The sequence below is a fragment of the Thioalkalivibrio thiocyanodenitrificans ARhD 1 genome (assembly GCF_000378965.1).
GTDB lineage: Bacteria > Pseudomonadota > Gammaproteobacteria > Ectothiorhodospirales > Ectothiorhodospiraceae > Thioalkalivibrio_A > Thioalkalivibrio_A thiocyanodenitrificans.
Window position 1 is genome coordinate 1,523,472 of record NZ_KB900536.1, and the last position, 25,946, is coordinate 1,549,417.

Below are 25,946 nucleotides of genomic sequence, written 5' to 3' on the forward strand. Positions count from 1 at the left end.
CAGTCATTCACTCCAGCAGGATCACGGTGGATCGGGCGTCCGGCAGCGTCATCTCCAGGCGCCCGCGCGCCACCTCTTCTATACGGCCGTGGGTGGCCCAGGTGCTCTGCTCCAGTTGCAGCTGACCCCACTCCACGTTCAACTGGTCCCGCACCTCGGTCTCCGCCTGCAACGCGGTGAACAACCCGCGGCTGTGGTGCTTGCTGTAGACCACGCCGAGGGCCGAGCCGATCACCGCCAGAAACAGCAGCGAGAGACCGAACAGGCGCAGGTTCACGGCAGGCGCTCCGCCACCCGCAGCACGGCGCTGCGCGCGCGGGGGTTGCCCGCCACCTCGGCTTCCCCTGCACGAACCGCGCGCCCGACCAGCCGCAGGGTCTGGCCGCGCCGGCTCTCGCGGACCGGCAGACGCCGGGGCAGGCGTTCGCCTTCGACCTGCTCGCGCATGAACCGCTTCACCAGCCGATCCTCCAGGGAATGGAAACTGATCACCGCCAGGCGCCCGCCCGGAGCCAGCAGCGCGGGTATGCTGGCGAGGCAGCGGCGCAGCATGTCCAGTTCGTCATTCACGTGGATACGGATTGCCTGGAAAGTGCGCGTGGCCGGATGCTTGTGGCGCTCCCGGGTGGGTACCGCCGCCGCCACGAGGTCCGCCAACTGCCCGGTGCGCTCGATGGGCGTGTCGCTTCGTGCCTCCACGATCCGCCGGGCGATGCGCCGGGCGAAACGCTCCTCTCCGTAGTCCTTGAGCACCCGGGCAATGTCATCCTCCGGGGCACGGGCCAGCCAGGCGGCCGCCGACTCGCCGGAATCCGGATCCATGCGCATGTCCAGCGGCCCGTCGCTCTGAAAGCTGAAGCCACGTGCCGGGTCGTCCAACTGGGGGGAAGAGACCCCCAGGTCCAGCAGGACCCCGTCCAGCCGGCCAGTGACTCCCAAGCTGTCTGCCACCTGCTGCAGCATGTCGAATGAACACCGCTCAAAGTGAAAGCGTTCATCGCCGCCGAATCGTCGTGCCGCCTCGGCGGCGGCCTGCGGGTCCCGATCCAGGGCGATCAATCGACCGCCCGGCCCGAGCCGCTCAAGAATCCTGCCGCTATGCCCTCCCCGGCCGAAGGTGGCATCCACATACAGCCCTTCGGGGCGTACCGCCAGTGCCTCCGTGGCCTCATCCAGCAACACCGCGCGATGACTGTCGGGCGCCGGATTGGAGCCCCCGGTCACAGGGAGAGGCTCTCCAGTGCCGCGCTCAGATCGCCGGCCTCATCCTCTTCCCGGAACCAGTCCTCCCTGCGCCGGACCCAGGTATCCTCGTCCCACAACTCGAACTTGTTACCCTGGCCCACCAGCACCGCGCGCTTGTCCAGCGCGGCGTACTCACGCAGCGGGGTGGGCAGCAGAATTCGGCCCTGCCCGTCCAGTTCGCATTCGGTGGCATGGCCCACCAGCAGACGCTGGAGGCGTCGGACCTGCCGGTCCATGTTGGGGCGGGACATGAGCGCCTGTTCGATGCGCTCCCACTCGGGCTGTGGATAGACCAGGAGGCAGCCGTCCCGATCCACGGTGAGCACCAGTCGCCCTTCACAGGAATCCACCAGGCGATCGCGATACCGGGACGGCATGGCCATGCGCCCCTTGGCATCCAAATTGAGATTGGTCACGCCTCGAAACACGCCCGGCTCCCATTGGGGAGGGAAAACCACTTTCCCCCACCATTCCCCACATTTCTACACTATAGGTACGGTTCCGCCATGGTGTCAAGGAAAAACAGGGCCTGCCGAGCAAAAATAGTGCTTGTGTCACAAAGACTTAGAGCGGGGTCCTAATGGTGGGAGCAGTGCGTCCAGGCGAGCTCGAAACAGCGCATTGGGTTCACGGAGTTGGGGCCGACTGTTCACAAGTCACTTTAACTGAAGCGGGGTCCTCACCCCTGGGTTCCCGGTCCCGGGGACCCAAGGGTGCTTCATGCTTTGGAACCGCGCCGGCCGGACGCATCCATAACCGGGTCCCTCGCGAGCAACGAAGCCCTCGAGGACCTGTACGGAACTCGCGAATACCGTACGGACAGGCCGAACACGAGACAACCAATTGATCCTTCGATAATTTCCGTCACGAGCATTCTGGCGGGACCCGGCCGCATGTTGGCCCGGAGCCCTCCAGAACACCATAAAGAGCGCCCCGGGGTCTGCCGGGGCGCGAAATTCAAAGGGAGCCGGCCTGTAAGCCGGGTTCTGTCGGGGACAGTCATTCATCTGGGACGCGCGTCACCGCGCGCCTCAAGCAGCCTACCCGGGTGCGATGCGGGCCACACCGATGCACCCCTATTTGGCCTTGCTCCGGGTGGGGTTTGCCGTGCCGCGGCGTGTTGCCACCCGCGCGGTGCGCTCTTACCGCACCATTTCACCCTTACCTGTGCCCGAAGGCCATCGGCGGTATGTTTTCTGTGGCACTTTCCGTCGGCTCGCGCCGCCCAGGCGTTACCTGGCACCCTGCCCTGCGGAGCCCGGACTTTCCTCGACGGCGCAAGCACCGCCGCGACTGTCCGGCCGACTCCGGGTGGTTAGACTACCGGGGTTTCGGAAAGTTACAAGAGGCTGTTGGAAACAGGGAGGGAGAACCGCGCATCGAAGAGAACCGCTATCACTGGGCGCGCAACGGAAGGCCTGGCCCCTGCGTGCGACACCCCGCCGCATCTCTGGCATTTCATTGACCGGGGTCATGCCCGGACGCAGTGGCACTGTTAACCTGATCACAAGAAAGAGACTCAATCTCCGAAAGGGAAACTCCAGGTGGCCACATGAGTATCGGGATACTCGTCCTATTCAGCGTCTGGCTCGCCCTGTTCATCTCCATCGCGTGGGGATTCCTGGCCCGTGTGCGCCATAGCAGGCGCGTTCACGCCCAGGCAACCCGTTGCGTCGAGGCGCTGAGGGCTCAGCGCCGCGTGCTCGATTGCCTGCAATGCCCCGAACGGGCGACCTGCGCGGAGGCTCATCTGCCCAACCACTCGCCCTGGCCCGAGGACGACTGCCCGCTGCGGTCACGCGGTGCTTAGATCAGCCGCGGCGGCGAGCGATGCCGGGGAGTCGGACCGGAACAGACCTCCGCCTGGATCAGAAAAACACCATCAGAACCGTCAACAGTCTGTTGTGAAAGTCTCCGGTGGATGCCAGGCAAGGCGCAAAGCAAGCAACAGCGCAGCGCAGCGCACAGGTGGGTACACGGGCATGCTGGACGTTTTCCAACGCAGCATGGCGCCAGCCGAGAGTCATTCAACAGCCTGTCAAAGGGAACGGAGTGTGAAGCCTACACCCCCCCGGCCCTTTTCCTACCTTCTTCAGGCGGGTGCGGGCGGCCGTAAACCAAGCTGCTCGTCACCTGCCTCATGCACCTTGACACAGTTGCGACCCGCATCCTTGGCGCGGTACAGGGCAGCGTCTGCCGCAGCGATCAGGCGCTCGGGGCTCAATGCGTCGTGCGGCACCCGGGTGGCCACACCGACGCTGACCGTGACATGAGGCATGGGTTGCCCTTCGCACGCCTCCAGGTTCAGTCGGGACGCCATTTCGCGGACACGTTCCGCGACGGCTCTCGCACCGTGCGCGCCGGTATCGGGCAGAACCACGACGAACTCCTCGCCGCCGAAACGCGCCGGCAAGTCCCCCGGCCGCTGCACGGCCGAGTGGAGCACGGCCGCCAACTGCCGCAGACACTGGTCCCCGGCCAGGTGTCCGTAAAGGTCGTTGTGCCGCTTGAAATGGTCGATGTCCACCATGAGCAGGCTCAAGGGCATTTCCTGGCGTTCGCAGCGGGCCCATTCCCGGGCCAGTACCTCCTTGAAGTGCCGGTGGTTGGCGAGCCCGGTCAGGCCGTCCTTGACGGACATTTCCTGGAGCACCCGGTTGGATTGCTCGAGTGCGCCGGCGAGTTCCACCAGTTGCGTCTGTGAGTGACTCAGCCTGCGATTGATGCGCATGATGTAGCCTGCTGCCCCGATAACCATGACCAGCAGTCCGAACAGCAGCAGGAGCCAGTGCCAGTAGTGGCGCAGCAGGGTCTCCAGATCGACGCGGTCCAGGTCCGCATAGGGGCCGATACGCAGTTCCCGCAGCAGCTCGTGCACCGGCGTGTAATCCAGCGGCATGGTCCAGCCGGCGGACTGGCTGGCGCGCGCCTCCGGGCTGTCCGGCGCGAGCTGCAGCAGCGCCACGCCCACCTGGTGGGCAAGCTGTTCCGGAACGTGCGCACTGCGCGCGAAGGCCCATTCCGGATACAGCCGCGTGCTGAGCAGGAAGGGAAAGCCCGTCACCTGCCTGCGATTGATCACCTTGAACCGTTCCATGTGCACCACCCCTTCGGCGGCCATGCGCTCCAGGGTGTCCGTACGCACGGTACCCGCATCCACTTCGCCCGCGGCGACGGCCAGCACGATCTGGTCCTGGGGCAGACCGACGTACTCGATGCGGGTGAAATCCCGCTCGGGACGGATGCCGGCCTCACGGAACTCGCGCAAGGCCATCAGATAACCCCCGAAGGCGTCTGCGCGCACCGCCATGACTGACCTGCCGCGCAGATCCCGGAGGGTTTCGATGTCATCGCGGTCCGCACGCGTGAAGATAACCGCGCCGAACTGTGTATGGACACCATCATCGCGCAGGTTGCGCAGGGTGAGGATGCGCGTCACACCGTACGTTGCCTCGAGTATCGCGTAGGAACCAGGATTGGTGATGACGAAATCCACCGTGCCGGCGGCCATGGCCTCGTCCAGGGAGATATTGTTGAGGGGAACAACACGAAACTCCCGCCCCGGCACGGCGCGGGTAAGGTACTCTGCGGTAGGTGTCCATGCCCGCACCGCCGCCTCCGGGCCGCGATGGGCCAGCACGCCGATACGCACCTCCTCGCCTGATTTTGCTTCGTCCCCAGAGGCCGTCAGTGGCAACAACGCCATGACAGCCAGGAGAATTGTCCTGCGCACTGACTGCACACGCACCCCTGCTCTGCGCGCGCCCGCTCATGGTCATTCCGATGCGGGCCAGCGCGTTCTTCTTGTTTGTCCGCGTGGGCAATGGCGGTCGTCGTCCCTGTGTCGGGCGGCGCACACCTTGAACTCCCCACGCCATACTATCCGCAAACGCGGGGTACGCCACTCTTTCCCACAACCCTCTTAAGGAATAATCCTGATACAGACGACCGCGCAGCAGAGGGCGCTCGGGTGGGTCGCCCCGGGTTCTTCCCAGACTTCACGGACACATCGATCAAGCCTCACACTGAGCGCGGATGTGTGTCATGGCAGGTAGAAGACCATTCTCACCGGAGTTCAAGCGGGATCCGGTCCGGACTGGTGCGATCCGAATCGCGCGTTGCCGAGCCGCCTTCCCGATTCGACGGATCGGTACGTACCTGAAGGTCTCGCCCAGTGGGTAACTACGGCTGGCGTGAGCGAGTGCCGGGAGTGCCACGCCTCCTCAGTATGCGCGTGGTCCCCGCGGACCGAACCATGTTGCCCGGGTGATGCGGATCAACGCAATTCAGGGTGCCCCGCCGCGGGCACGGTGGCGCATCCGGCATTTGTCTCAATGTTGCACACCTTCAATCAATCATTCCGAAGCACGACACCGATGTGGAAAAAGAGGCGGTATGATCATCTGCCGGATACCCCTTGTGTCGGGTAATTACCAAACTTGTACATACACTCATTGGTCACCAACACCGTTTGCTTTGCTCAATACTTCCATTACTTCATCATCAAAAATATAAGCCATTGACCAGACAAGCTTCCTTTCAAACGTCTTCCCCTCCCATGAGCCACTTCTAAAGCGAATGACCACGACGTCCTCGTCAAAAGACACCTCCCAATCACCGGGGTCACACCCGAACATACCATTCAGCTTCTCGACGACTTCAGCGGTCTCCCTCCCCCCGTATTCGGCACCGGCTCCAGAACATAAGCGAACCCGCCGACAAGCGCTCCCAGGAACGTCTCTCCACACTGTTACCGATGCAAGCCTCCGCATATACCTTGGATTAAATCCACCAAAGCGCCGAACGACGGTCCTCCCACACACGACATCTTCACGCGTCCCTCGTGGACTTGGCCAATAATCAAGCAGAGGTCTATCAATTGACACCTCAATGCTCGAACTATCAAAAGACCCACGGATCTTTCCGCCCACATGACTTACCTTCCACCCAGCCGCTCTGACCGTTCGTTCCACATCTGACTTTAGGAACAAACATAGACGCCACGTCACCGTGACAAAAGCAAGCGCCACCAGAATCAACGCGGCGTCACGATGGCCAACCATTTTAGGAGTGGATGGATGATCAGGAAGGAACCAGTTCTGGACCGAGACAACAAATATTAAAATAGACCCAATCGCCAGAATATATGAAACATACCAAGTCACCGCGAGCGCGCTCGGCGGAGCATCGTATCTACAAAGACCCATGTAACGCCTTCTTGCCAATCGAGGCTATTCTGTTGGCCTCCAGTTTCGAGGCCGCATAGAGTTTACCATTCAGCACGCCATACATAATTCGATCAAATTCGGAGAAAATTGCACCAAGAATCCAGTTCTTAAGTATTGAGATCACGAATGCGACTAATAGAGCAACAAATATGGCGACGAGGATCGGAGACGCGAATCCAGACAAGAAACCAAAGGCTATTGCACCCAAATAACCCGAAAGGACGGTCAAGGCCAAATCAATTGCCCCCGCACCAAGCGCGCTCCATGGATTTCCGGTAGCCGAGTACGTTAAGTATGCAGTTAGCATAGCACTGAGCCCTGCTAACACATTACTAACGTCTTTAATTGCTGTGACATAATGGGCAAGAGCGACGCCAGCCTTAGCGAGAAAGCTGGCAAGATCAGCAACCACACTCAGTATGGATAGACCGGCGCTTGCAAGGTCAGTCTCAGAATACGAACCATTCCCTCCACCCCCAATCTTCCAGGCCCCCGCTCCAGTCTCCGCATCAAAGATCACATACCCGGCCCCGCTCCACCCCGGCACGCTGACGGGGTCGGTGTGCACGATCACTTCCTTGCCCACCGCCAGTGCCGCGCGGATCTCGTTCATGGTCAGGCTGTTCTGACGGATGTGCGGCAACGCCTCGGCCTGGTTGGCCGGGGTAATATGATAGATGCGCTGGCCCTGTTGGGAAGCCTTCTGCAGCGCCTTGACCGCCGAGACCGCCTCGCCGGGGTTCTCGGGCGTCACGAACATCTGCTCGGGTACGGCGTGCTCCAGGGCGGAACTCAAGGCACCCAGCTGGAAGTTGAAGTTCTTCCAGGTCTCATGGCCCTGCCCGTCGACGCTCGAGACGTGCGCCACCCGGTCCAGGTCCATCTCCACGCCGCCGGGGGTGATGCTTCTCGGAATACCGAAGAAGTAGGTGACGTTCGGCACGTAGCCGTAGGTACCGACCGAGGTGGCCAGCTGGAAGTGGCTCTGCTGCGTCAGGGCGGACAGATGCCCCAGGGCCAGATACTGGGCGAAGTAGCCCAGCAGCCCCGCGTGGAACATGTCTCCCAGCAGCTCTTCTCTTGTCAGGCCCTCAAGCAGTGCCTCATTCTCGGATTCGAGGATGTCCCGGGTCTGTTCCAGGCGCGTCTGCGCCTCTTCCAGGCTGCCTACCGCCACGCTGCCGCCGATCACGCCCACCGCCAGGTAGGAACCGGCCACCACCTTGTTGGGGTAGTGGCGGGTGCCGTGCACGGGGTCCCGGACGCTGTAGCGGAATGCGAGTTCCTCGCCCAGGCTCATGGGCGAGCCGGTGAGTACGGTTTCCCCTTTCACCTTGAGCTCGGGCACCACCTGGATGAGATAGGCCGGGATGCTGGAGGGCAGCTGGCTGATGTTGATGTCGGTGATCTCGCCCTCGGGCAGCAGCGCAATAAGGGCATCTTCATCGGCCTGGGTCGCGGGGCGGAACGAGAGGGTGATGCGCGCATTGTTGACCTGGGCCCAGGGGAAGCTGGTCTGGGCCAGGGGATCACCCAGGATGTCGGCTCCGAGGCCGAAGCTGATGCGCGGCTGCAGCGCCTGGGGCAGGACCGCGTAGCGCACGCCTTCAACAGCCCGCGGATAGGGCAGTCCGCTCGGCAGGATGGGCTCCTCCCGCACAATGACCTTTCGACCGCCGATGACCTCGCCCACGGTGGGTTCGTGCATCTGTCCGATGCACGCCTCCAGCGCCTGACGGGCATCCTCCTGGGCTGCCTCAAGCAGGGTGGAATCAAGCCCCTGGACCCAACCCTCGGATTCGTTGACGGCACCGCTTTGTAAAAATCTGTCGGTCAGGGCTTGGGCGTCGATCCCGGCGATGGCCGCCACGTCCAGGCCTTCCAGGAATTCGTATTGCTTGAAGCTCGCATCCAGGGCAAGCCAGGTGTCGGCGCCGCGCATCACCGCGCCCCGCGAGGGCAGGAAGTCGATGGCCGCCTCGGCCCAGACATGCTCCATGCGCACATGGGTCACACGGCCGCCCTGGATGAGCCCGGTCACCGGGATGCCTCCGGAGGCGGCATAGTCCATGGCCTCCTCGATACTCTCGAAACCACCCGCCCAGTTGCGGAACCTGTCCTCGGGCACCTCGATGGTGCCGTGGACATAGCGGGCGGGCACGTCAGAGGCCCGCAGCAGGGCCACCAGCAACCCGGCGATGTCCATGGCGTTGCCTCGTTGCGCCGACAGCGTCAGGTCGCTGTCCTGCACGGCGCCCCAGGTGGGCAGCCATTCGACGTTGTTGCGCACCCAGTGGTAGATCTCCACCGGCTGGTGATTCAGTTCCGCCGCCTTTGCGCGGATCTCCGGACTGAGCCGGATCTCGATGGTTTCATCCAGGTAGGCCGGATCATCGGCACCGGGAAGCAGATCGTAGGTGTAGCCTTCCAGGCCCGCCCATTGCGCCAGCGGATTGTCCAGGAGCCCCGCGCCCAGAAAGCCGTCCCGGCCTTCCCGCGGCAGATTGTCCGGGTTGGGCCGCTGGGGGCCGTGGGGCAGCTGCTGCGGGTCGAAGGGATGCTGGGATCGCTCGAGTTGTCGCGCTGAGAGACGCCGTTCGGCGCGTTCGATGCGATCGCGCAGTTCGCCTTCCGATTCGATGGTTTCGATGCCGGTGAGGTCCTCAAGGAGGGATCTCATTTCCTCCCGGTAGGCGGCGACCGTTTCGTGATGCCGGGCGACGATTTCCCCGGGCACAGCGCGCTCCCGCAGACGGGCCTCGATCCCGTCGAACTCGTGCAGGATGCCCTGGTCCAGGGCGGCGATCTGGCGGCGCAGGTCGGCGAGTGCCCGGCGTTCTTCGGCGATGGCCCGGCCCTGGCCGATACCGCGTTCAGCGGAGCGCAACACCTCTCGGGCCTCACGAAGCGAGGCCGCCAGGCGTTCCCCCTTGGTCGGGGCCCTGACGCGCTCTTCCTGGTGCCCGTGCGAATCGGCATGTAACGCCGCGGCCAACGGTTGGGTGATCAACATGGTGAATGCAACGATCACCACCATCGCGACCGTTCGACAAAAGAGGGTGTGCCGGAAGATCAATGGAAAACCTGCTGTGGTACACATCGAAGTCGATCCCTCGAAAAAACCGTTTATTCCGTTCAGAACTCAGATCTCGCCGGAGATCCCGCGAATCAGCCAGGAGAGGGCTTCGCGCAACTGGCGCGCCTCCGGCTCGTGAATACGCGCTAGCCAGTCCGCCACCTTCAAGAGATGGAACACGGCCTTCTCCGGATCGCCACGCTCATGGAAGGAGTAGGCTTGGTCCAACTTCTCGAGGGCCCGCCCATAGTCCGCGTGGAACTCCAACCGGCCCAGAAGCCCAACCCGTACCTCATCGAACGATGGCGGCGACGAAACCTGGAAGCGGTGTCGGCTGGTGCCGTATTCCACCAGGCTCACCCCCTCGCGCAGTTCGATTTTTGCGCTGACCCAGGCATCCTCGACGTCGTCCGGCAGCAACCACCAGAACACCCGCTCCAGTTCCTCGCCGGCTGCAAACTCAAGGTCGAACACCACGGTGTACGGATCAAGCGGAACGCCCACCCCAGGATCAAGAAGCACCCCGTCGGCCGTCTCCAGGGTCAGGCGAACGGATGCCAGGTCGCCCCGGTTGAGGATCCGCCAGTGGACCGGAACGGCCATCCCGGCGCGATGCAAACCTGGTGCTGGCTGGACGTGTTCAAGGGCATCAAGCAACAGCCGGGCAAAGACGCCCTCCGCGCCCTGCGCGTGGGCCTGTGCCAGCATGTCGAATCCGGCAATCACGGCCCTACCGGAACCGAACTGATGAACCGCCATGGCCGTGCCATCCTGTGGCCGACCCCGGGGCACCCTGTACTCGGCCACCGGCACGGCACCCACAAGTCGAAGCGCCAGGGACCACTCACTGTCCGGGAAGCCCGCCTCCGGCACATCGATCGGCGCGCCTGCGACCGGCTCGATACCGGTCGCCTCCGGCAACATGCCTACGATCCGGACCCCGAACACGTCCAGAGAATCGCCGTCCATCATCAACTGCTGATTACGATGATCCCGGCCACCGGCCATGACGATGCCTGCGCCCCCGTAGATCGCTTCGCGAAGCTCGCGCTCCACCTGCGGCTTGAGGGCCACATCGGACGAAAGCAGCAGGTAGGCGCTGTAGCCACCACTCCGCAGTTCTCGTGCAAAAGCATCACGGTCGGTCACGATGGTGTGGAACCAGCCCGCATCCCGGAGCAGGGACGTCAGAAAATCACGCTGTTCGGCGACTCCATCAGCTGACAACGGATGTACGCCTGCAAAGGTGAACGCACCCAACTCCATGCCCGTCTCGGGATAATCGCCACACGCCGTCTCGACAAGACCGGTGTCAAACTCCCGCACGGTTCCATCCTCCTGCTGAACGGTGGCCAGCAATCGAACATGGCCTGTGAGCGCTTCACCGGCCTCGGATGCCTCCACAAGCAGCCGGATACCATTCACCGTGAGGGCCTGGATGCCGAGATTGGCCTCCTGCCCGGGATTCCGGTCAACGGGGAAGCCGTCTCCGATGCGAGCGGTCTCCGTGTCGAGCAGGAGCCCTGATCCATCAAAGAGACTCACCTGCAAGGTGTCACCATGAATCAACCCGCCGGGCGGCATCAGATCCCACTGCATTCCGCCGACGCCTTCACACTGCTCCCTGCGCGGCGCGTCCATCAGGACCAGAAGCCGTCCACGCCCACCCAACGCAGGTGTTGATAGGAATTTCTCCTCCACACCAACGGCGGCATGGTCAAGGACCCGAACCTCTCCCTGGATCTCCGCACTGAGTACGGCCATCAACACAGTGCCCGCCGGTTCGAGCGCCGACCAGGAGCCCGTCAGGCTGGCGACGCCGTCACGGGGAAGGTCCAAGGTCTTCGACCAGCTGGCCAGCTCCTGTTCGTTCTCCGGATCCAGCAACGTGAGGGTCACCGGCAGATCCACCAAGGCATCATTGCCGTGGTTGCTCAGCCGGGCTTCCAGGTACAGGGATTCGCTGCGCAACACGGGATCGGGCGTAGCCGAAACGCTGCCGGAAAGACCTGCACCCGTTTCACTGGTGGACAACACCCCGAACTCGGTACTGGTGACGGCACGGGACACCCCTTCGGCATCACGAACCGTCAGGACAACCTGATAAACGCCTGCCGGCGCGGACCCCAATGGCATGGACCGAACCATGTCCTGTTGGCTGCCCGGCATCAGCGTACGCAGTGCCAGTTCGTCACTCCACATCGGACTGCCGGCAACATCCAGCACCTGCAGACTCGCCGTATAGCCCTCCAACTGCAGGTTCGGTGCGGTATTGCGGAAGCGGGCGGTAATCACCACCGTCTCCAGGGGCGCGTAGACCGCCTGATCCGTATTCACCGAGGCGCCGAGCCCGGTGTCCTGCGGCGCATCGATTCTGAACGCCGAGACCACTTCGTGGCTGGATCCACCGTCCTCCTCAATCAACCGCAGCACGACCTCGTAGTCGCCAGCGTAAAGTCCCGAGGTATCGATCAGGCGCGGCGTCACGGAGACGAGCGCACCGGCCGCCACGGCCAGGGCATCGATGCCGGGCAGAACCGCCACCACGGCGCCGGCGCCATCCCGAACCTCGATGGTGGCGGTAGCTGTTGCGTCCACGGCATCGAGGTTGGCGATCTCGACAGAGACACTCACCGCTTCCCCGGGGAGATAGCTGCTCTTGTCCGTGGACAACGCGATGTCAAAGCCCGAAGGCAGAACGTCAACACCCTGGGGGCCCAGGAGGCGGGTATGCTCACGGCCTGTGAGATCGGTGTAGGTGATCACCACCTGGTCCACAACAGGCCGATGTTCCCCGGGCTGCGGATCCATGACGGTCACACCGAAATCGAGATCCTCGAGACGCCCTATGGTGAACGTTTCGAAGGACCACTCGATCTCGATGCGGTCCGCAAAGGTTTCCACCCGTTCCGGAGAGACAGCAAACGAGTCCGGATCCAGCTCGATGCCCTCACTCGACAGCGTGGCAATGACAGTGACATTCCGATAATCCGGGTCACCATCGATGGGTTGACCGCCGACCATGACCCCATCGAATGCCAGGCCTGATTGATAGCGCGTATCCCTCCAGTTGACCACGCCAAGCTCCAGGACGTAGTTTCCGATCTCAGGAAACACGTAGCCGGAATGAACCCACCCGGTGTAGCCGCACCCACTGCTGTAACAACGCCCTGAATCCGTCCCGAGCGGACTCCACGCCGGGCCACCCCGGATGATCTCCACGCTCTCGGGCGTGAGTTGTGCCTCCACCTCCGGCATACCGAAACCGGGCACGATGTTGCCCGTCGAGCGGGTACGTGCAGTGAACAACAGGGCGACCTGTTCCATGGACTCATCCAGAACCCGGGCCCATGCGTAATCGGCATATCCCCCGCCGTCGGTCGTCACATAGTTGAAGTAGAAGGCCAGCTCCTCCCCGGACTCTGCGGAGAACAGCGGGGAGCGCAGGCGAGAGCCATTGGTCCCCCCGATTCCAGGCAAGGTGGCGCCACGAAAGCTGCTCCCGGTGGTTGCCACCCAGCCGTACTGGGCCGCCCCCGTGGGCGACAGGGTGACCACCCCGTCCTCCGGGGAAGTGCCGCAGTTCCCCTCGCAGGTCCAACCGCTTGGGATCCCGTTCTCGAATCCGGCGCCCGGAACAGCGGCCGAGAGGCACGCGAGCAAGCCCAGCAACGCGATGCGCATCCATACGGATCGTGTCATGGGGAGTCCTCCACGCCTTCTATGCGCAGTCTTATGCGTACGCCCTTGCTTTCGCCCGGGGTGATACTTTCGGGTTCCGCTCCCAGGTGACCCTCAATCCGGATGTTCGGCGGCACGATCAGGTCGTCGGTACGCACTGAGCTCACGGTCATGCCCAGCACGTTCACGACTTGAATCGGGTAAGAACCGGCCTCTTCAAACGCTTGGGTGATCGTCCCCAAAGAGACAAGACTGGAGGATGCGGCAGCCATGACCGGGATGTGCGCGTCACCCTGATGTACCACGTTTCCATCAGGGTCAATCAAGGCATAGTCAAAGGTCAGCTCGGAGTCGACGTTCGAGAGGTTTTCCAAACTCGCCAGGAACTCGACCTCCACCTCCTCACCCCTGATCACCTGGGTCGGAACGGTATGGATACCCAGCGAGCGCAGACGGCTGGTTTCCACCACACGGATGAGCACCATCTCTTCGGACAAGAGAACGTCCCGATGCTCCGTGAGGACTTGCACATTTATGCGGTAATCCCCGGGCGGCCAGTTTCCGGGTGACCAGGTGAATTCACGGGTCACCAATTCGCCCGGATCGATGTCGAATCGTGCGTCACGAGGACCTCCCGGGACCGGGATCACGAAGTCCTCACGCAGGTCGTTATTGATCCCCAGCACGGTCGCCGCCATCACCACCCGCTGACTCTCATCCCCTTCGTTCTCGACCTCCGCCGAGACCAGCACCTCATCGAAGGCCTCATAAGCCACGCGATCCTTGACCACGCGCACAATTCCTATGCCATCCGTAGCGGCCTTCTGCAGCGGGATATCCAGACGAACGACACCATGCTGCTGGAGGACGAAACCATTGGATCCCGAGAGATAACCAACCGCGCTCGCGGACACCTCGAACGCCAGCGATTCTATGTCCGTGATCTGGTATTGCCCGCTCTCATCGGTCGAAGAGGACAAGCCACCCACTGTCACGGTCGCCCCGGCAACCGCTAGATCCGTCTCCACGTCATAGACGCGCCCGTGCAGCGTGGTGGCAGGATCCGGGAGCGGAATCAGGTGCAACGTGCCGATGGTCACCTGGGATCCGGGAACGGCAACCAGATTCACCGCAACGGATTGGTAGCCTTCCCGGGTAACATGCAGCACGAGTTCCCCGGCTTCCAGATCACCAAGGACGAATACGCCTGCACCATCAGTGGCGGCCGCTGCCGTCCCATCCTTGAGCGTGACCGATACACCTTCCATGGCAAGACCGGTATCCACGTCCACGATGGTCCCGGTGATCGAGACCGGCCCATCCGGCACCTGGCCATCATCCGGATGCAGCGCAGGGGAGAATTCCACCCGCTGCCCCGCCTGCACCGTCGCGGTTGCATTGACCGAATGGTATCCCGGGGCAACCACCTGAATGTGCACCAAACCCGGCGACACCGTTACCGCGTAACGGCCATCCATGCCTGTCGAGACCGACACATCGGCATCACCACTGAACCCGATTGTTGCTGTCACGGGCGAGCCGGTGCCAGCATCGCTCAGGCGTCCGGAGATCAGCGCGGTTTGAGGAGCAGCGGGAAGGCGCACCGCTCCCAGATCCAGGAACTGACCGGCCTGCAGGGAAATCGACTGGACGTACCCCGCGTATCCGGCGGCACCGTAACTTACGGTGTACCCTTGCGGCTCCAGGTCCTCGAGTGTGAACCGTCCGTCCGTTCCGGTGGGAAGGGTTATGCTCGAACCATCGTCACCCGCGGCAGTGACCATCACCCCATTGAGCGGCACCCCAGTGGAGTCATCAAGAACCCGGCCACCGATCGCCGCCAGCCTCGGTACCGGCGGACTTGTGACGGCTCGCGGCGCCTCGATTGCGCGCAAGGCCAAAGCCGTGGCCAACACACTGCCATCCCAGGATCCGTTCGCACCCTGCCTTGCGAGCAGCTGATTCAGCGCAGCATCGTATCTGGACGTGTCCGTGGTGAGGGGTATCAGGGCCAGAAGGGCTTCGGCGCTTTCCCAGATCTCCCCCCAGAGCCCCTGCTCCTGATTGTTCCAGAGAAAGTCTGCGGCACGCTGCAATGGCGCAGACAGGTTGTAGTCAAAGCGGTGGGGTTGAAGAACCGACAGCGCACGGGATGTCAGATAGAAAGACGGGAGACTCACAGAAGTGGCCGAGAAAGAACCGTCGGCATGCTGGCGTTGCAGCAGGTAGGCAATGGAAGGTTGAATCACGGCCCCGCTTGCGACTCCCGCAACCGCCAAGGCTTCCAGCGCGTCAAGTGTATCCAGAACACTGCTCTGATCACCCGGACGTCCGCCAAAACCGCCGTCCTCGTTCTGATGGATGAGCACTGCCTCGACTTCATCAGAACCGGACTGCCCTGCCAGTCTTCGCGCGATCAGCACACGGGACAGGTACGGCAAGGCGCCGTCCACGCTGGCCGCATCAAGGTATCCCAGCCCGCCTGCCTGCGCGGACTCCGAACCCCGCCCCGGGAGACGAAGCGCACGCAGGGATTCGCTGGTGGAGTGATACGGGAGACTCTCGTCAGAGGACGACGCGAATCGCCCATCGTCATGCTGTTGATGCAACAGCCACTCCACCGCGGCCTCGTTCCCCTTTGCGGGAGAAGCCAGCACGGCGCAGACAATGAGAGGGAAGAATACGGCGCCAGAAATGATGCGCCAGCAGAAATGCCCATCCGGCAATCGTGATCGAGCAGCCATGCTCATGTCCCTTGATCCACTCCTTGGATGCGCCTTTTTATATCATGCAGGGTACGTGGTCGCAACCTTGCAAGCATTCACCCCGACCGACGCGGATCGGGAAGGGCCACGCCCTCCAACCCTGTCCTTCCGACCACCACTCTGCGTGCACCGATGGACGAATGACCCCTTCATCCATCCGGGTCTCTCATCTTCACGGCCAAGGCATAGAGCTGGTTCCTGGACGCCCCGGTGACCTCGGCGGCCAGTTTCGCGGCCTTCTTCACGGGCAGTTCCTCAAGCAGCATTCGCAGCACCCGTTCCGCCTCGGGCGGTACGCCCGCGTCCCGGACCTCGGGGGCGCCGGCCGCAAGCACCACGAATTCCCCCTTACTGTGATCCTCGTGTGCGGCGAGCCACTCGCACAGTCCGGCGAGGCTGCCGCCCTGCACCTGCTCGAAGGTCTTGGTCAGTTCCCGGGCCACCACGGCGCGGCGCTCCGGGCCCAGGGTCTCGCGCATGTCCGCAAGGCAGGCGGCGATGCGGTGGCTGGATTCATAGAAGATGAGCGTGCGCGGATCGCCGGCCAGGGCCTGGAGCCGCTGGCGGCGGGCGGGGCCTTTCGCGGGGAGAAAACCCTCGAACACGAACCGGTCGGACGGCAGGCCGCTGACGGACAGGGCCGCCATGGCGGCCACCGGGCCCGGCACGGGAGAGACCCGGATACCCGCCTCCCGGGCGGCGGCAACGAGCCGGTAGCCGGGATCGCTGATCAGCGGCGTGCCCGCATCGGAGACCAGCGCCACGGTGGCGCCCGAGCGCAGGCGCTCGATCAGGCCGGGCACCTGCCGGGGCTCATTATGCTCATGCAGGCTCACCTGCCGGGCGCTGATGCCGAAATGGCTCAGCAGGACGCCGGTGCGCCGGGTGTCCTCGGCGGCCACCACGTCCGCCGCGCGCAGTGTCTCCAGGGCGCGCGCGGAGATGTCGCCCAGGTTGCCGATGGGCGTGGCCACCACGTAGAGGACACCCGCTTCAATTGACACATCCACCCCCGGTCCAGATACTGGCTCCTGCCAGCGACAGCGCCCGCCCGCCAGTCTACGCGCACCCACGGACACAAGACCAATCCCGACACCCATGACCCACCCATTGCCCCTCGCGCGGCTCCTGACCGCCCTGCTGATCAGCCTGACCCTGGCCGCCTGCGCCCCCGCTCCGCGCCCCACGGAACCGCCCGTCGATCCCGCCGAGGCCGTCGCGCTGGAACAGGCGGGGGAAACGCTGGAGGCGGCGCGCCTCTACCTTCGCCTGGCCGCCGGGACCCGGGAGCCGCAGCGCACGGAACTGACACTGCGGGGGCTGGAACTGCTGCTGGCGCAGGCGCCCGAGGCCGGGGATGAGGAGTCCGCGGAATCGGCCCTCGCGTACCTGGCCACGGCGGATCTGGCGCCCCAGGACCGGGTTCGCACCCGGCTGGCCAATGCCCGGCTGGCACTGTGGCGCGAGCGGCCCGAGGATGCGCTGGCGGCTCTGCCCGCGGAGGTGCCGGGGGTGCCGGCAGCCCTGGGGCGCCGGGTGGAAGAAACCCGCGCCGATGCCTACGCGGCCCTGGAGGACTGGGGACGGATGGTGGAAACCCATATCCGCCTGGAGGGGTGGCAATCGGACCAGGCCGGCATCGACGCCAACCGGGAGGAACTGTGGGATCGGATGCTTGCCCTGGACCGGGCCACCCTGATGCGCCTGGAAACCGAAGCCCGCGACCCGGTAAGCGCCGGGTGGCTGGCGCTGGCCCGGGCCGCCCGGGGCACGGCGCCGGTGACCGAGGCACTGGAGCGGGCGCTGGAGGCGTGGGCGGCCCGTTACCCGGACCACCCGGCCGCGCCCGCGCAGGTGCGCCTGTTGCGGGAACAATGGGCGGCGCTCGGCCGCTATCCCGACCACATCGCCGTGCTGCTGCCAATGAGCGGGCGGCTGTCGGTCGTGTCCTCGGCCGTGTACGAAGGGCTGACGGCGGCCTACTACGGCCTGCCCGCGGATGCGCGGCCGACCCTTCGCCTGTATGACACGGGCGAACAGCCCGAGGCCGCCTGGACCCTCTACCAGCAGGCCGTCGACGACGGGGCCGATCTGGTCATCGGGCCGCTGGACCGCCAGGCGGTGACCCTGTTCGCCGGGGCCGAATCCCTGCCGGTGCCCGTGCTGGCCCTCAATCATTCGGTGCAGGACACGGCACCGGAGCACTTCTACCAGTACGGGCTCAACCCGGAGGACGAGGCACGCCAGGCCGCCGAGCACGCGGCCATCGAGGGCCACCTCTTCGCCCTGGTGCTGGCGCCGCGCAATGACCTCGGAGAACGTCTCGGCCGGAGCTTCGCCGAGCGCTTCGAAGACCTGGGGGGCATGGTCCTGTCCACCGAGTTCTACGCGCCGCAGGCGTCGGATTTCGCCGGACCCATCACCCGCGGGGTCGGCCTCGAAGCGAGCAGCGCCCGGCACCGGCAGTTGCAGAACGTGGTGCGCCGGTCACTCGAGTTCGAACCCCGGCGCCGGCAGGACCTGGACCTGGTGTTCATGGTGGGGTCACCGCGGGAGGCGCGACTGCTGGCGCCGCAGTTGCGCTTTCACCGCGCCGGGGATTTACCGGTGCTGAGCACCTCCCACGCCTATGACGGCACCCGCAATCCCCAGGCGGACCAGGACCTGGACGGCGTGGTACTGGCGGACATCCCCTGGGTGCTGGACGTGGAAGTGGGGGACGCGCCGGGCCGGGAAGCCCTGTCACCCGTCCTCTCCCCCGCCAGCCGGCAGCTGCCGCGCCTGGTGGCGATGGGCCATGACGCCCTGCGCCTGGTGCCGCTGCTCAACCATCTGCACGAGCGTCCGGGAGAACGGTTCGCCGGGCTGACCGGCAGCCTCCACCTGGACGAGTCGGGCCGGATCCACCGGCAACTCCACTGGGCCCGGTTCCAGCGCGGCGAGCTGCGCCCGCTCATGGCCGTGGCACCGCCTGACAGGCCCGTACCGGACGCCGTGCCGGCCGTACTGAGAGAGCCGCCCTCGCCTTGAAGACGCAACGCCAGGGACGGCGCGCGGAACAGGAGGCCCTCGCCTTCCTGCAGGCGCGCGGCCTTCACCTCATCGAGTCCAACTACCGGTGCCGTGCCGGCGAGATCGACCTGGTCATGGCGGACGGCGAGACCCTTGTCTTCGTGGAAGTGCGCATGCGTATCAACAGGCGGTTCGGCGGCGCGGCTGCCAGCGTGACCCCGGCCAAGCAGCGGCGCCTGTGCGCCGCCGCGCGCCATTACCTCCTGATCCGCGGCGAACCGGAAGGACCCATGCGCTTCGACGTGGTGGCCCTCGAAGGCGGCTCGACCCCGCACTGGATTCCCAACGCCTTCGATGCGCCGGTGGATTGACTGCCGCAACTGCCGCCTGTCCGGCCGCTCACGGTCTGTCCCGACGGCCCGTCGACTTGCCGGGGCCCGGTCCCCTGCGCCCACGCGGGAACCGGGAGGGCGGAGAGACGCCGGCGCCCGTCCCGTGGCAAACTGAATCCATGAACGACGACACGCCCCTGATCGCCGCGCTGCGCCAGTGCATACCCGCCGAAGCCCTGCTCACGGAGCCCGGCGACTGCTGGCCCTACGGCTACGACAACTCCCGCCGGCAGGCCCTGCCCGAGGCGGTGGTGTTCCCCACCGATGCGGAGCAGGTGCGCCGGGTGGTGCGACTGTGCAACGAGTACGCCACCCCGGTGGTGGCCCGTGGCCGGGGCACGGGCACCACCGGCGCCACCGTTCCGGTCAGTGGCGGCGTGGTCCTCTCCTTCGAACGCATGGGCCGGATCCTGGAGGTGGACCCCGACAACCGGTTGATGGTGGTACAGCCCGGTGTCACCAACCAGGCGGTGCAGGACGCGGCCCGCGAACACGGTTTCTTCTGGCCGCCGGACCCCACCAGCGCAGCCGTCTGCACGGTGGGCGGAAACCTAGCCTACAACTCCGCGGGACCACGGGCGGTGAAGTACGGAACACCCCGCGAGAACACCCTGGGCCTGTGCGCCATCACCGGCGATGGACGCCCGTTGCGCACCGGCGTGTTCACGACCAAGGGGGTGGTGGGCTATGACCTGACACGCCTGATCATCGGTTCCGAGGGGACGCTGGCCATCATCACGGAAGCGACCCTCAAGCTGACTCCCCTGCCCGAGTCCACACTCACCCTGCAGGCGGTCTATGCCGACATGCGTGATGCCGCCCGGGCAGTGGCGGCGCTGATGGCCCAGCCGGTGATTCCGTGCGCCCTGGAATTCATGGACCGGAGCGCCATCGAGATGATTCGCTCGTACGCACAGGTGGATCTGCCCCGTGGCGCCGGGGCCCTGCTGATGATCGAGGTGGACGGTCCGGCGGACTGCGTGGAGGCGGCGGGCGATGCAGTGGCGCAGGCGGCCTCGGTGGACGGCGTGCTGTCGGTGACGGTGGCAAAAAGCGAGGAAGAGGTCAGGGCCCTGTGGGCCACGCGCAAGGCGCTGTCACCCGCACTGCGCAACGTGGCGCCCAAGAAGATCAACGAGGACGTGGTGGTGCCCGTCTCCTGCATACCGGAACTCATCGACGGGCTGCAGGCGCTGGGTGAACGTCACGGCATCACCATCGTCAACTTCGGCCACGCGGGCAACGGCAACATCCATGTGAACCTGCTGGTGGACCCGGACGACCCGGCACAGATGCAGGCGAGCGACCGATGCCTGGACGAGGTGTTCTCCCTGGTGCTGAACCTGCGCGGTAGCCTGTCCGGGGAGCACGGCATCGGCCTGGTGAAGCGCGAGTTTGTTGCTCGGGAGATCGAGCCGGACACCCTGGATCTGATGCGCCGCATCAAGTCCCAGTTCGACCCGGCCGGCATTTTGAACCCGGGCAAGGGCTTCCCGGATCCGGCCTGAGATTCCTTCCGGCAAACGGCGGGAGCTATTTCACCACGCGCAGGTGGCTTCCCTTGCCGTCACCCCCACCCCCGGAACCGGGGCCGTCACCCGAGGGCCCGTTGCCGCCCTCGTCGGTAAACATCATGCCCTGGCCGTTCTCGCGGGTATAGATGGCCATCACCCGGTGCACGGGGATCTGCACGCTCATCGGCCTCCCGCCGAAGCGGGCGCTGAAGGTGACCTCCTCGTTGCCCAGCGTCAGTCCCTGAACGGCCATGGGCGCAATATTCATGACGATACGACCGCCTTCCACGTAATCGGAGGGGACCATGACGTCATCATTGCTGGCGTCCACCAGCAGGTGAGGCGTGAGACCATTGTCCACAATCCATTGGTAGATCGCGCGAACAAGGTACGGCCGGCTGGAGGTCATGGGCTCGGTCATCGGGAGCCTCCCGGTCAGGAACGCAGTTCCCGTTCAGCCTCGGTCAGGCTGTGCATGAACGAGGGCCGGGCGAAGAGGCGCTTGGCATAGGACGCGATGGGCTTGGGAACGCTGCCGGATGGGATGCCGTAGGCGGGCAGTCGCCAGAGTATGGGCAGGATGGCACAGTCCACCAGACTGAACTCGTCGCTCAGGAAATAGGGCTTGATCGCAAACACGTCCGCCGTGGATACCAGACTCTCCAGCAGGATCTTGCGGCTCTTGGCGGACAGCTTGCGGCCGTTGGCCTCGGCCTCCTCCGCCAGCGTGTACCAGTCCCGCTCGATGCGGTACAGGGCGAGCCGGGCCGCCGCCCGGGACACCGGGTCCACCGGCATCAACGGCGGATGCGGGAAGCGCTCGTCCAGATATTCGGTGATCACCTGCGGCCCGTACAGGGCCAGGTCCCGATCCACCAGGGTGGGCACGGAATTGTAAGGGTTGAGATCGGACAGGTCTTCCGGCTTGTCATCCGGGTCGATATTGATCACATCGACGGTGATGTCCTTTTCGGCCAGGACGATGCGTACTCGGTGGCTTTGCACACAGAGGGGTGCGGAAAAGAGCGTCATTACGGACCTTCTTGCGGCGATCAACGCCATGTTGATTTCTCCCTGGGACGGTCCGGATCTCCGCTGGCGAGAATCCGCGAGTATTGGGGGTCGTGCCGGCGCAAACCCCGAATCCGGCAGGCCATTATAACGCGGCGCGGCGCTGATGGGGGCGTCCCTGCCCTTCACCCGACCAGACGCCGGGAATGCACCCCCAATCGGGAGCGCGTCCCGGGCGTGGGTAACGAGGCGAAAAGGCCATGCTGCATGACGACCCGCGGCCGCGACGCGAACCGTCACCCGCGCTAGTGGATGTCCTTCCAGTATTCCTTCTTCAGCAGATAGGCGAGCACGGTGAACAGCCCCAGGAACAGCATCACCCAGATGCCCAGCATCTTGCGCTCGTGCTGGATCGGCTCACCCATGTAGGACAGGAAGGTGACGATATCGCGCACCACGGCGTCATATTCGGCGCGGCTCAGACTACCCGATTCCGCCAGTTCCAGGCGCGTCACCTCGTTGCCCCTGGCGTCGGTCTCGGTGACCTTCTCCTGCCAGCCCTGCAGATCCCACAGCACGTGGGGCATACCCACGTTGGAGAATACCGTGTTGTTGACGCCGAACGGGCGATCCTTGTCCAGGTAGAAACTGCGCAGGAATGTGTAGAGCCAGTCCTCGCCGCGGGCCCGCGCCACCAGGGTCAGGTCCGGAGGCACCACATGGAAGGCTTCCTCCGCATCCGCTTCCGGGAAGGCGTTCTTCATCAGATCGCCCACACGGGTGGGATCGCCCTGCTCGTCACGGGTGAAGATCAGGTTGTCGCGAACCTGGTCCTCGGTCAGACCGAGGTCCTGACCGACGCGGGCGTAACGGCTGTACTGGGCCTGATGACAGCCCAGGCAGTAGTTGACGAAGTACTTGGCGCCTCTTTGCAGGGAAGCCTGGTTGGTCACGTCGATGTCGGCCTTGTCCACCTTCACGGAAGGCCCCGCGGCAAGGGATGCCGCGGGCACGGCCAGGCCCAGGAGAATCAGTATCAGGATCAGTTTCTTCATCACGCGGTCACCCTTTCCGGAACGGGCTTGTCCTGGCCTGTGCCGCGCATGAACGCGGGCAGCAGCAGGGTAATGGCCAGGTAGATGGTGGGAATCAGCCACACGCTCCAGACCAGCAGCGCGGTCTCGCTGTCCACGCGGGTCAGGTCGTAGACCGTGTACAGGCCCACCAGCACCAGGAAGGTCACCACGCTCATGACCATCGACCTTGCCCGGCTGTGGAACCAGAGCACGACGAAGAACACGAAGTACACGACGGTGGCGCGCAAGCCCAGTTCCACCAGCAGCGGGTCGGGCGGATTGGTGCCGAGCCAGGTCATCAGCATGAAGATCAGGCCGAAGAAGATCAGGTTGAACTTGTGCACCGGGCTGCGATAGCGGATCGACTTGACCGGGTTGCGGTCGATCCACGGCAGGAACAGCAGCACGAACACCGCGCCAAACATGGTCAACACACCCAGGAACGGATCCGGGATCACGCGCAGGGTGGTATAGAAGGCACCGTAATACCAGACCGGCGGAATGAAGTCCGGCGTGACCAGGGGATCGGCCATCACGAAGTTGTCCGCCTTCAGGAAATAGCCCCCGAACTCCGGCGCGAAGAACATCACGGCAAAGAACAGGATCAGGAACACGCCTACGCCGACGATATCCTTGACGGTGTAGTAGGGATGGAACGGGATGCCGTCGAGAGGCTTGCCATCGGGTCCCTTGAGCTTCTTGATCTCCACGCCGTCCGGGTTATTGGAGCCCACCTCGTGCAGCGCGATGATGTGCACGAACACCAGCATCACCAGCACCAGCGGCAGCGCCACCACGTGCAGGGCGAAGAACCGGTTGAGCGTGGCATCGGAGATCAGAAAGTCGCCGCGAATCCAGGTCACCAGATCCGGTCCGATGAAGGGGATGGTGGAGAACAGGTTCACGATCACCTGGGCGCCCCAGTAGGACATCTGCCCCCAGGGCAGGAGGTAGCCCATGAAGGCCTCCGCCATGAGCACCAGGAAGATCAGCCAGCCGAAGACCCACAGCAGTTCACGCGGCTGCTTGTAGGAACCGTAGAGCAGGGCGCGGAACATATGCAGATACACCACGATGAAGAACGCGGAGGCGCCGGTGGAATGCATGTAGCGGATGAACCAGCCCCACTGCACATCGCGCATGATGTACTCGACGGAGGCGAAGGCATACGCCGCATCCGGCTTGTAGAACATGGTGAGGAAGATGCCGGTGACCAGCTGGATCACCAGGACCACGATGGCCAGCGACCCGAGAAAGTACCAGAAATTGAAGTTCTTGGGGGCGTAGTATTCGGCCAGATGCTCGTTCCACCACTTGGTCATGGGGAAGCGCGCATCGATCCAGCCCGCCAGGGCGGTCAGTGACTTGCTCATCAGGCTGCTCCTTCGTCTTCACCCACCAGCAGCAGGGTGTCGGACAGGTAGAAGTGCGGCGGTATCACCAGGTTCGTGGGGGCCGGGAGATTGCGGTATACGCGCCCGGCCAGGTCGAACCGCGAACCATGACAGCCGCAGAAGAAGCCACCCCGCCATTCGGGCCCAAGATCATCCGGCGCCACTTCGGGCCGGTACGCGGGCGAACAGCCCAGATGCGTGCAGACCCCGACGACCACCAGGTACTCGGGCTTGATGGAGCGATGGATGTTCTGGGCGTAAGGCGGCTGCTGACTCTCCACCTCGGAGTCCGGGTCACGCAGACGCGGCGTCAGCTCAGCCAGGGAGTCGAGCATCTCCTCGGTGCGCCGCACGACCCATACCGGTTGACCGCGCCATTCCACGCGAATCAGCTGCCCCGGCTCGATCTGGGATATATCCACTTCCACCGGTGCGCCTGCCGCCTGGGCCCGTGCACTGGGCTGCCAGGACGCCAGGAAGGGTATCGCCGCCGCCACGACACCCGCGCCTCCGACCACCGTAGTGGCCGCAACCAGGAAGCGGCGCCGGCCCTGGTTAACGCCTTCGTTAGCCATTACAAGTCTCCCACTGAGAGTGCAATCATCATTCTTTATGCTGCCGCCCGAACTGGTGCCGGGCTTGTATCCACGGGGTGCGCTCCCGGACATACGGCAGCGCACCCCGTCCTTTGGCGGGCGAGTCAAGACGCGATAGGATTCCCGAACTGCGTGTTCAGGTCAAGCGCGCGCATGCGCGCGCGTGCGCAAGCAGCGGATTTATACCGGGTTTTCTATATCGATAAACTCATGCTGAAGATTGAATACGTCGGCCAGTCGGCTCCCGAGCGCGCGGGCGCCATCCCGCTCCGTGGCATGATGGCCCGCGGCGAAGTAGTGGATGCCGGCCTCACGGGCCACATGCACCGTCTGCTCGGAGATTTCACCGCTGATGTAGGCATCCAGCCCAAGGGCCGCCGCCTGTTCAATAAACCCCTGGGCCGCGCCGGTGCACCAGCCGATCCGCCGGATCTTCACGGGGCCGCCCTGCACCCACTGGGGCCTGCGCCCGAGCGCCGTCTCCAGGCGATCACACAACGCGGCGCCGTCCAGCGTCTCCGGCGGGCTTCCCACCAGACCCATGCCATCCTCGCGCAGATGCCCCTCTACCTGAAAACCCAGACGCGCGGCAAGTCTCGCATTGTTGCCCAGTTCCGGATGGGCATCCAGGGGCAGGTGGTAGGCCAGCAGACTGACATCATGGGTGAGCAGCAGACGCAGGCGCTCACGCTTCAGGCCCGTCACCCGGGCGTCCTCGCCCTTCCAGAAATAGCCATGATGCACCAGCAGCGCATCGGCTCCCTGCGCCACTGCCGCCTCGATGAAGGCACGGCTTGCCGTCACGCCGCTCGCCAGGCGGCGCACCGGACGCCCGCCCTCCACCTGCAGGCCGTTGGGGCAGTAATCGCTGAATCGACCGACGTCGAGCAGTTCGTCCGCGTGGCGGGCAAGCGCATGGATACTGGTCTCCACGGGTATACCTCCTTAAAACGCGC

19 protein-coding genes and 1 other RNA gene are annotated in these 25,946 nt (G+C 64.4%); 4 read left to right on the forward strand and 16 right to left on the reverse strand.

The features are described from left to right. Positions 1-7: 7 nt before the first annotated feature. From ftsL to rnpB, 4 genes are all read right to left on the reverse strand, one after another. Positions 8-277 carry a cell division protein FtsL gene (gene ftsL / locus THITHI_RS0107135; protein WP_018232393.1) on the reverse strand — a complete coding sequence of 90 codons (270 nt, stop codon included), beginning with the start codon at positions 275-277 and terminating at the stop codon, positions 8-10. Then, a complete protein-coding gene (gene rsmH / locus THITHI_RS0107140) occupies positions 274-1,224 on the reverse strand; it encodes a 16S rRNA (cytosine(1402)-N(4))-methyltransferase RsmH (protein WP_018232394.1) in 951 nt (316 codons plus the stop codon). Before rsmH ends, ftsL begins: the two co-directional genes overlap by 4 nt. Next, complete coding sequence (mraZ, locus tag THITHI_RS0107145) at positions 1,221-1,673, reverse strand: division/cell wall cluster transcriptional repressor MraZ (protein WP_018232395.1); 453 nt, start codon at positions 1,671-1,673, stop codon at positions 1,221-1,223. Before mraZ ends, rsmH begins: the two co-directional genes overlap by 4 nt. A gap of 531 nt (positions 1,674-2,204) precedes the next feature. Next, positions 2,205-2,554, reverse strand: an RNA gene (rnpB, locus tag THITHI_RS19895) — RNase P RNA component class A. 243 nt (positions 2,555-2,797) lie between these two features. On the opposite strand from rnpB, the gene THITHI_RS0107150 reads away from it, so the two are divergent. Beyond that, on the forward strand, positions 2,798-3,055 hold the full coding sequence (locus tag THITHI_RS0107150) for a hypothetical protein (protein ID WP_018232396.1): 258 nt from the start codon (positions 2,798-2,800) through the stop codon (positions 3,053-3,055). A gap of 282 nt (positions 3,056-3,337) precedes the next feature. Here the strand turns inward: THITHI_RS0107150 and THITHI_RS0107155 are convergent, their stop codons facing one another. The 6 genes from THITHI_RS0107155 to rsmI all read right to left on the reverse strand — a co-directional run bounded on the left by THITHI_RS0107155 (position 3,338) and on the right by rsmI (position 17,005). Then, entirely contained in the window at positions 3,338-4,993 is a 1,656-nt protein-coding gene (locus THITHI_RS0107155) for a diguanylate cyclase (RefSeq protein WP_198005585.1), read from the reverse strand. A 703-nt stretch (positions 4,994-5,696) separates the two neighbouring features. Further along, a complete protein-coding gene (locus THITHI_RS20570; protein ID WP_156820494.1) occupies positions 5,697-6,452 on the reverse strand; it encodes a hypothetical protein in 756 nt (251 codons plus the stop codon). Beyond that, entirely contained in the window at positions 6,439-9,486 is a 3,048-nt protein-coding gene (locus tag THITHI_RS0107165; protein WP_232199392.1) for a transglutaminase-like domain-containing protein, read from the reverse strand. Before THITHI_RS0107165 ends, THITHI_RS20570 begins: the two co-directional genes overlap by 14 nt. 129 nt (positions 9,487-9,615) lie before the next feature. After that, entirely contained in the window at positions 9,616-13,251 is a 3,636-nt protein-coding gene (locus tag THITHI_RS0107170; RefSeq protein ID WP_232199393.1) for an NF038132 family protein, read from the reverse strand. Further along, the gene (locus THITHI_RS0107175; RefSeq protein WP_232199394.1) at positions 13,248-15,980 is read right to left on the reverse strand and encodes a carboxypeptidase regulatory-like domain-containing protein; all 2,733 of its coding nucleotides are present in this window, start codon (positions 15,978-15,980) and stop codon (positions 13,248-13,250) included. The genes THITHI_RS0107170 and THITHI_RS0107175 overlap by 4 nt, the downstream gene beginning before the upstream one ends. Before the next feature lie 164 nt (positions 15,981-16,144). Further along, entirely contained in the window at positions 16,145-17,005 is an 861-nt protein-coding gene (gene rsmI / locus THITHI_RS0107180; RefSeq protein WP_018232401.1) for a 16S rRNA (cytidine(1402)-2'-O)-methyltransferase, read from the reverse strand. 88 nt (positions 17,006-17,093) lie between these two features. Between rsmI and THITHI_RS0107185 the strand changes: the two genes are divergently transcribed. The 3 genes from THITHI_RS0107185 (at position 17,094) to THITHI_RS0107195 (ending at position 20,907) form a co-directional block, all read left to right on the forward strand. Then, positions 17,094-19,025 (forward strand): penicillin-binding protein activator, encoded by a 1,932-nt coding sequence (locus THITHI_RS0107185; RefSeq protein ID WP_026186138.1) that lies wholly within the window; start codon positions 17,094-17,096, stop codon positions 19,023-19,025. Beyond that, entirely contained in the window at positions 19,022-19,378 is a 357-nt protein-coding gene (locus THITHI_RS0107190) for a YraN family protein (RefSeq protein ID WP_018232403.1), read from the forward strand. Before THITHI_RS0107185 ends, THITHI_RS0107190 begins: the two co-directional genes overlap by 4 nt. A gap of 140 nt (positions 19,379-19,518) precedes the next feature. Further along, positions 19,519-20,907, forward strand: coding sequence for an FAD-binding oxidoreductase (locus THITHI_RS0107195; protein ID WP_018232404.1), 1,389 nt, complete (start codon positions 19,519-19,521; stop codon positions 20,905-20,907). A 25-nt stretch (positions 20,908-20,932) separates the two neighbouring features. On the opposite strand, the gene THITHI_RS0107200 is transcribed toward THITHI_RS0107195, so the two are convergent. The 6 genes from THITHI_RS0107200 to THITHI_RS0107225 form a co-directional block, all read right to left on the reverse strand. Then, a complete protein-coding gene (locus THITHI_RS0107200; RefSeq protein WP_026186139.1) occupies positions 20,933-21,322 on the reverse strand; it encodes a ClpXP protease specificity-enhancing factor in 390 nt (129 codons plus the stop codon). Between the two features lie 26 nt (positions 21,323-21,348). Then, positions 21,349-21,975, reverse strand: a complete 627-nt coding sequence (locus THITHI_RS0107205; RefSeq protein WP_026186140.1) for a glutathione S-transferase N-terminal domain-containing protein — start codon at positions 21,973-21,975, stop codon at positions 21,349-21,351. 254 nt (positions 21,976-22,229) lie between these two features. After that, positions 22,230-22,979 carry a cytochrome c1 gene (locus THITHI_RS0107210; RefSeq protein WP_018232407.1) on the reverse strand — a complete coding sequence of 250 codons (750 nt, stop codon included), beginning with the start codon at positions 22,977-22,979 and terminating at the stop codon, positions 22,230-22,232. Then, positions 22,979-24,373 (reverse strand): cytochrome b, encoded by a 1,395-nt coding sequence (locus tag THITHI_RS0107215; protein ID WP_018232408.1) that lies wholly within the window; start codon positions 24,371-24,373, stop codon positions 22,979-22,981. Before THITHI_RS0107215 ends, THITHI_RS0107210 begins: the two co-directional genes overlap by 1 nt. Continuing rightward, positions 24,373-24,969 carry a ubiquinol-cytochrome c reductase iron-sulfur subunit gene (petA, locus tag THITHI_RS0107220; RefSeq protein WP_018232409.1) on the reverse strand — a complete coding sequence of 199 codons (597 nt, stop codon included), beginning with the start codon at positions 24,967-24,969 and terminating at the stop codon, positions 24,373-24,375. The genes THITHI_RS0107215 and petA overlap by 1 nt, the downstream gene beginning before the upstream one ends. Before the next feature lie 201 nt (positions 24,970-25,170). Continuing rightward, on the reverse strand, positions 25,171-25,923 hold the full coding sequence (locus THITHI_RS0107225) for a Nif3-like dinuclear metal center hexameric protein (RefSeq protein WP_018232410.1): 753 nt from the start codon (positions 25,921-25,923) through the stop codon (positions 25,171-25,173). Between the last annotated feature and the right edge of the window lie 23 nt (positions 25,924-25,946).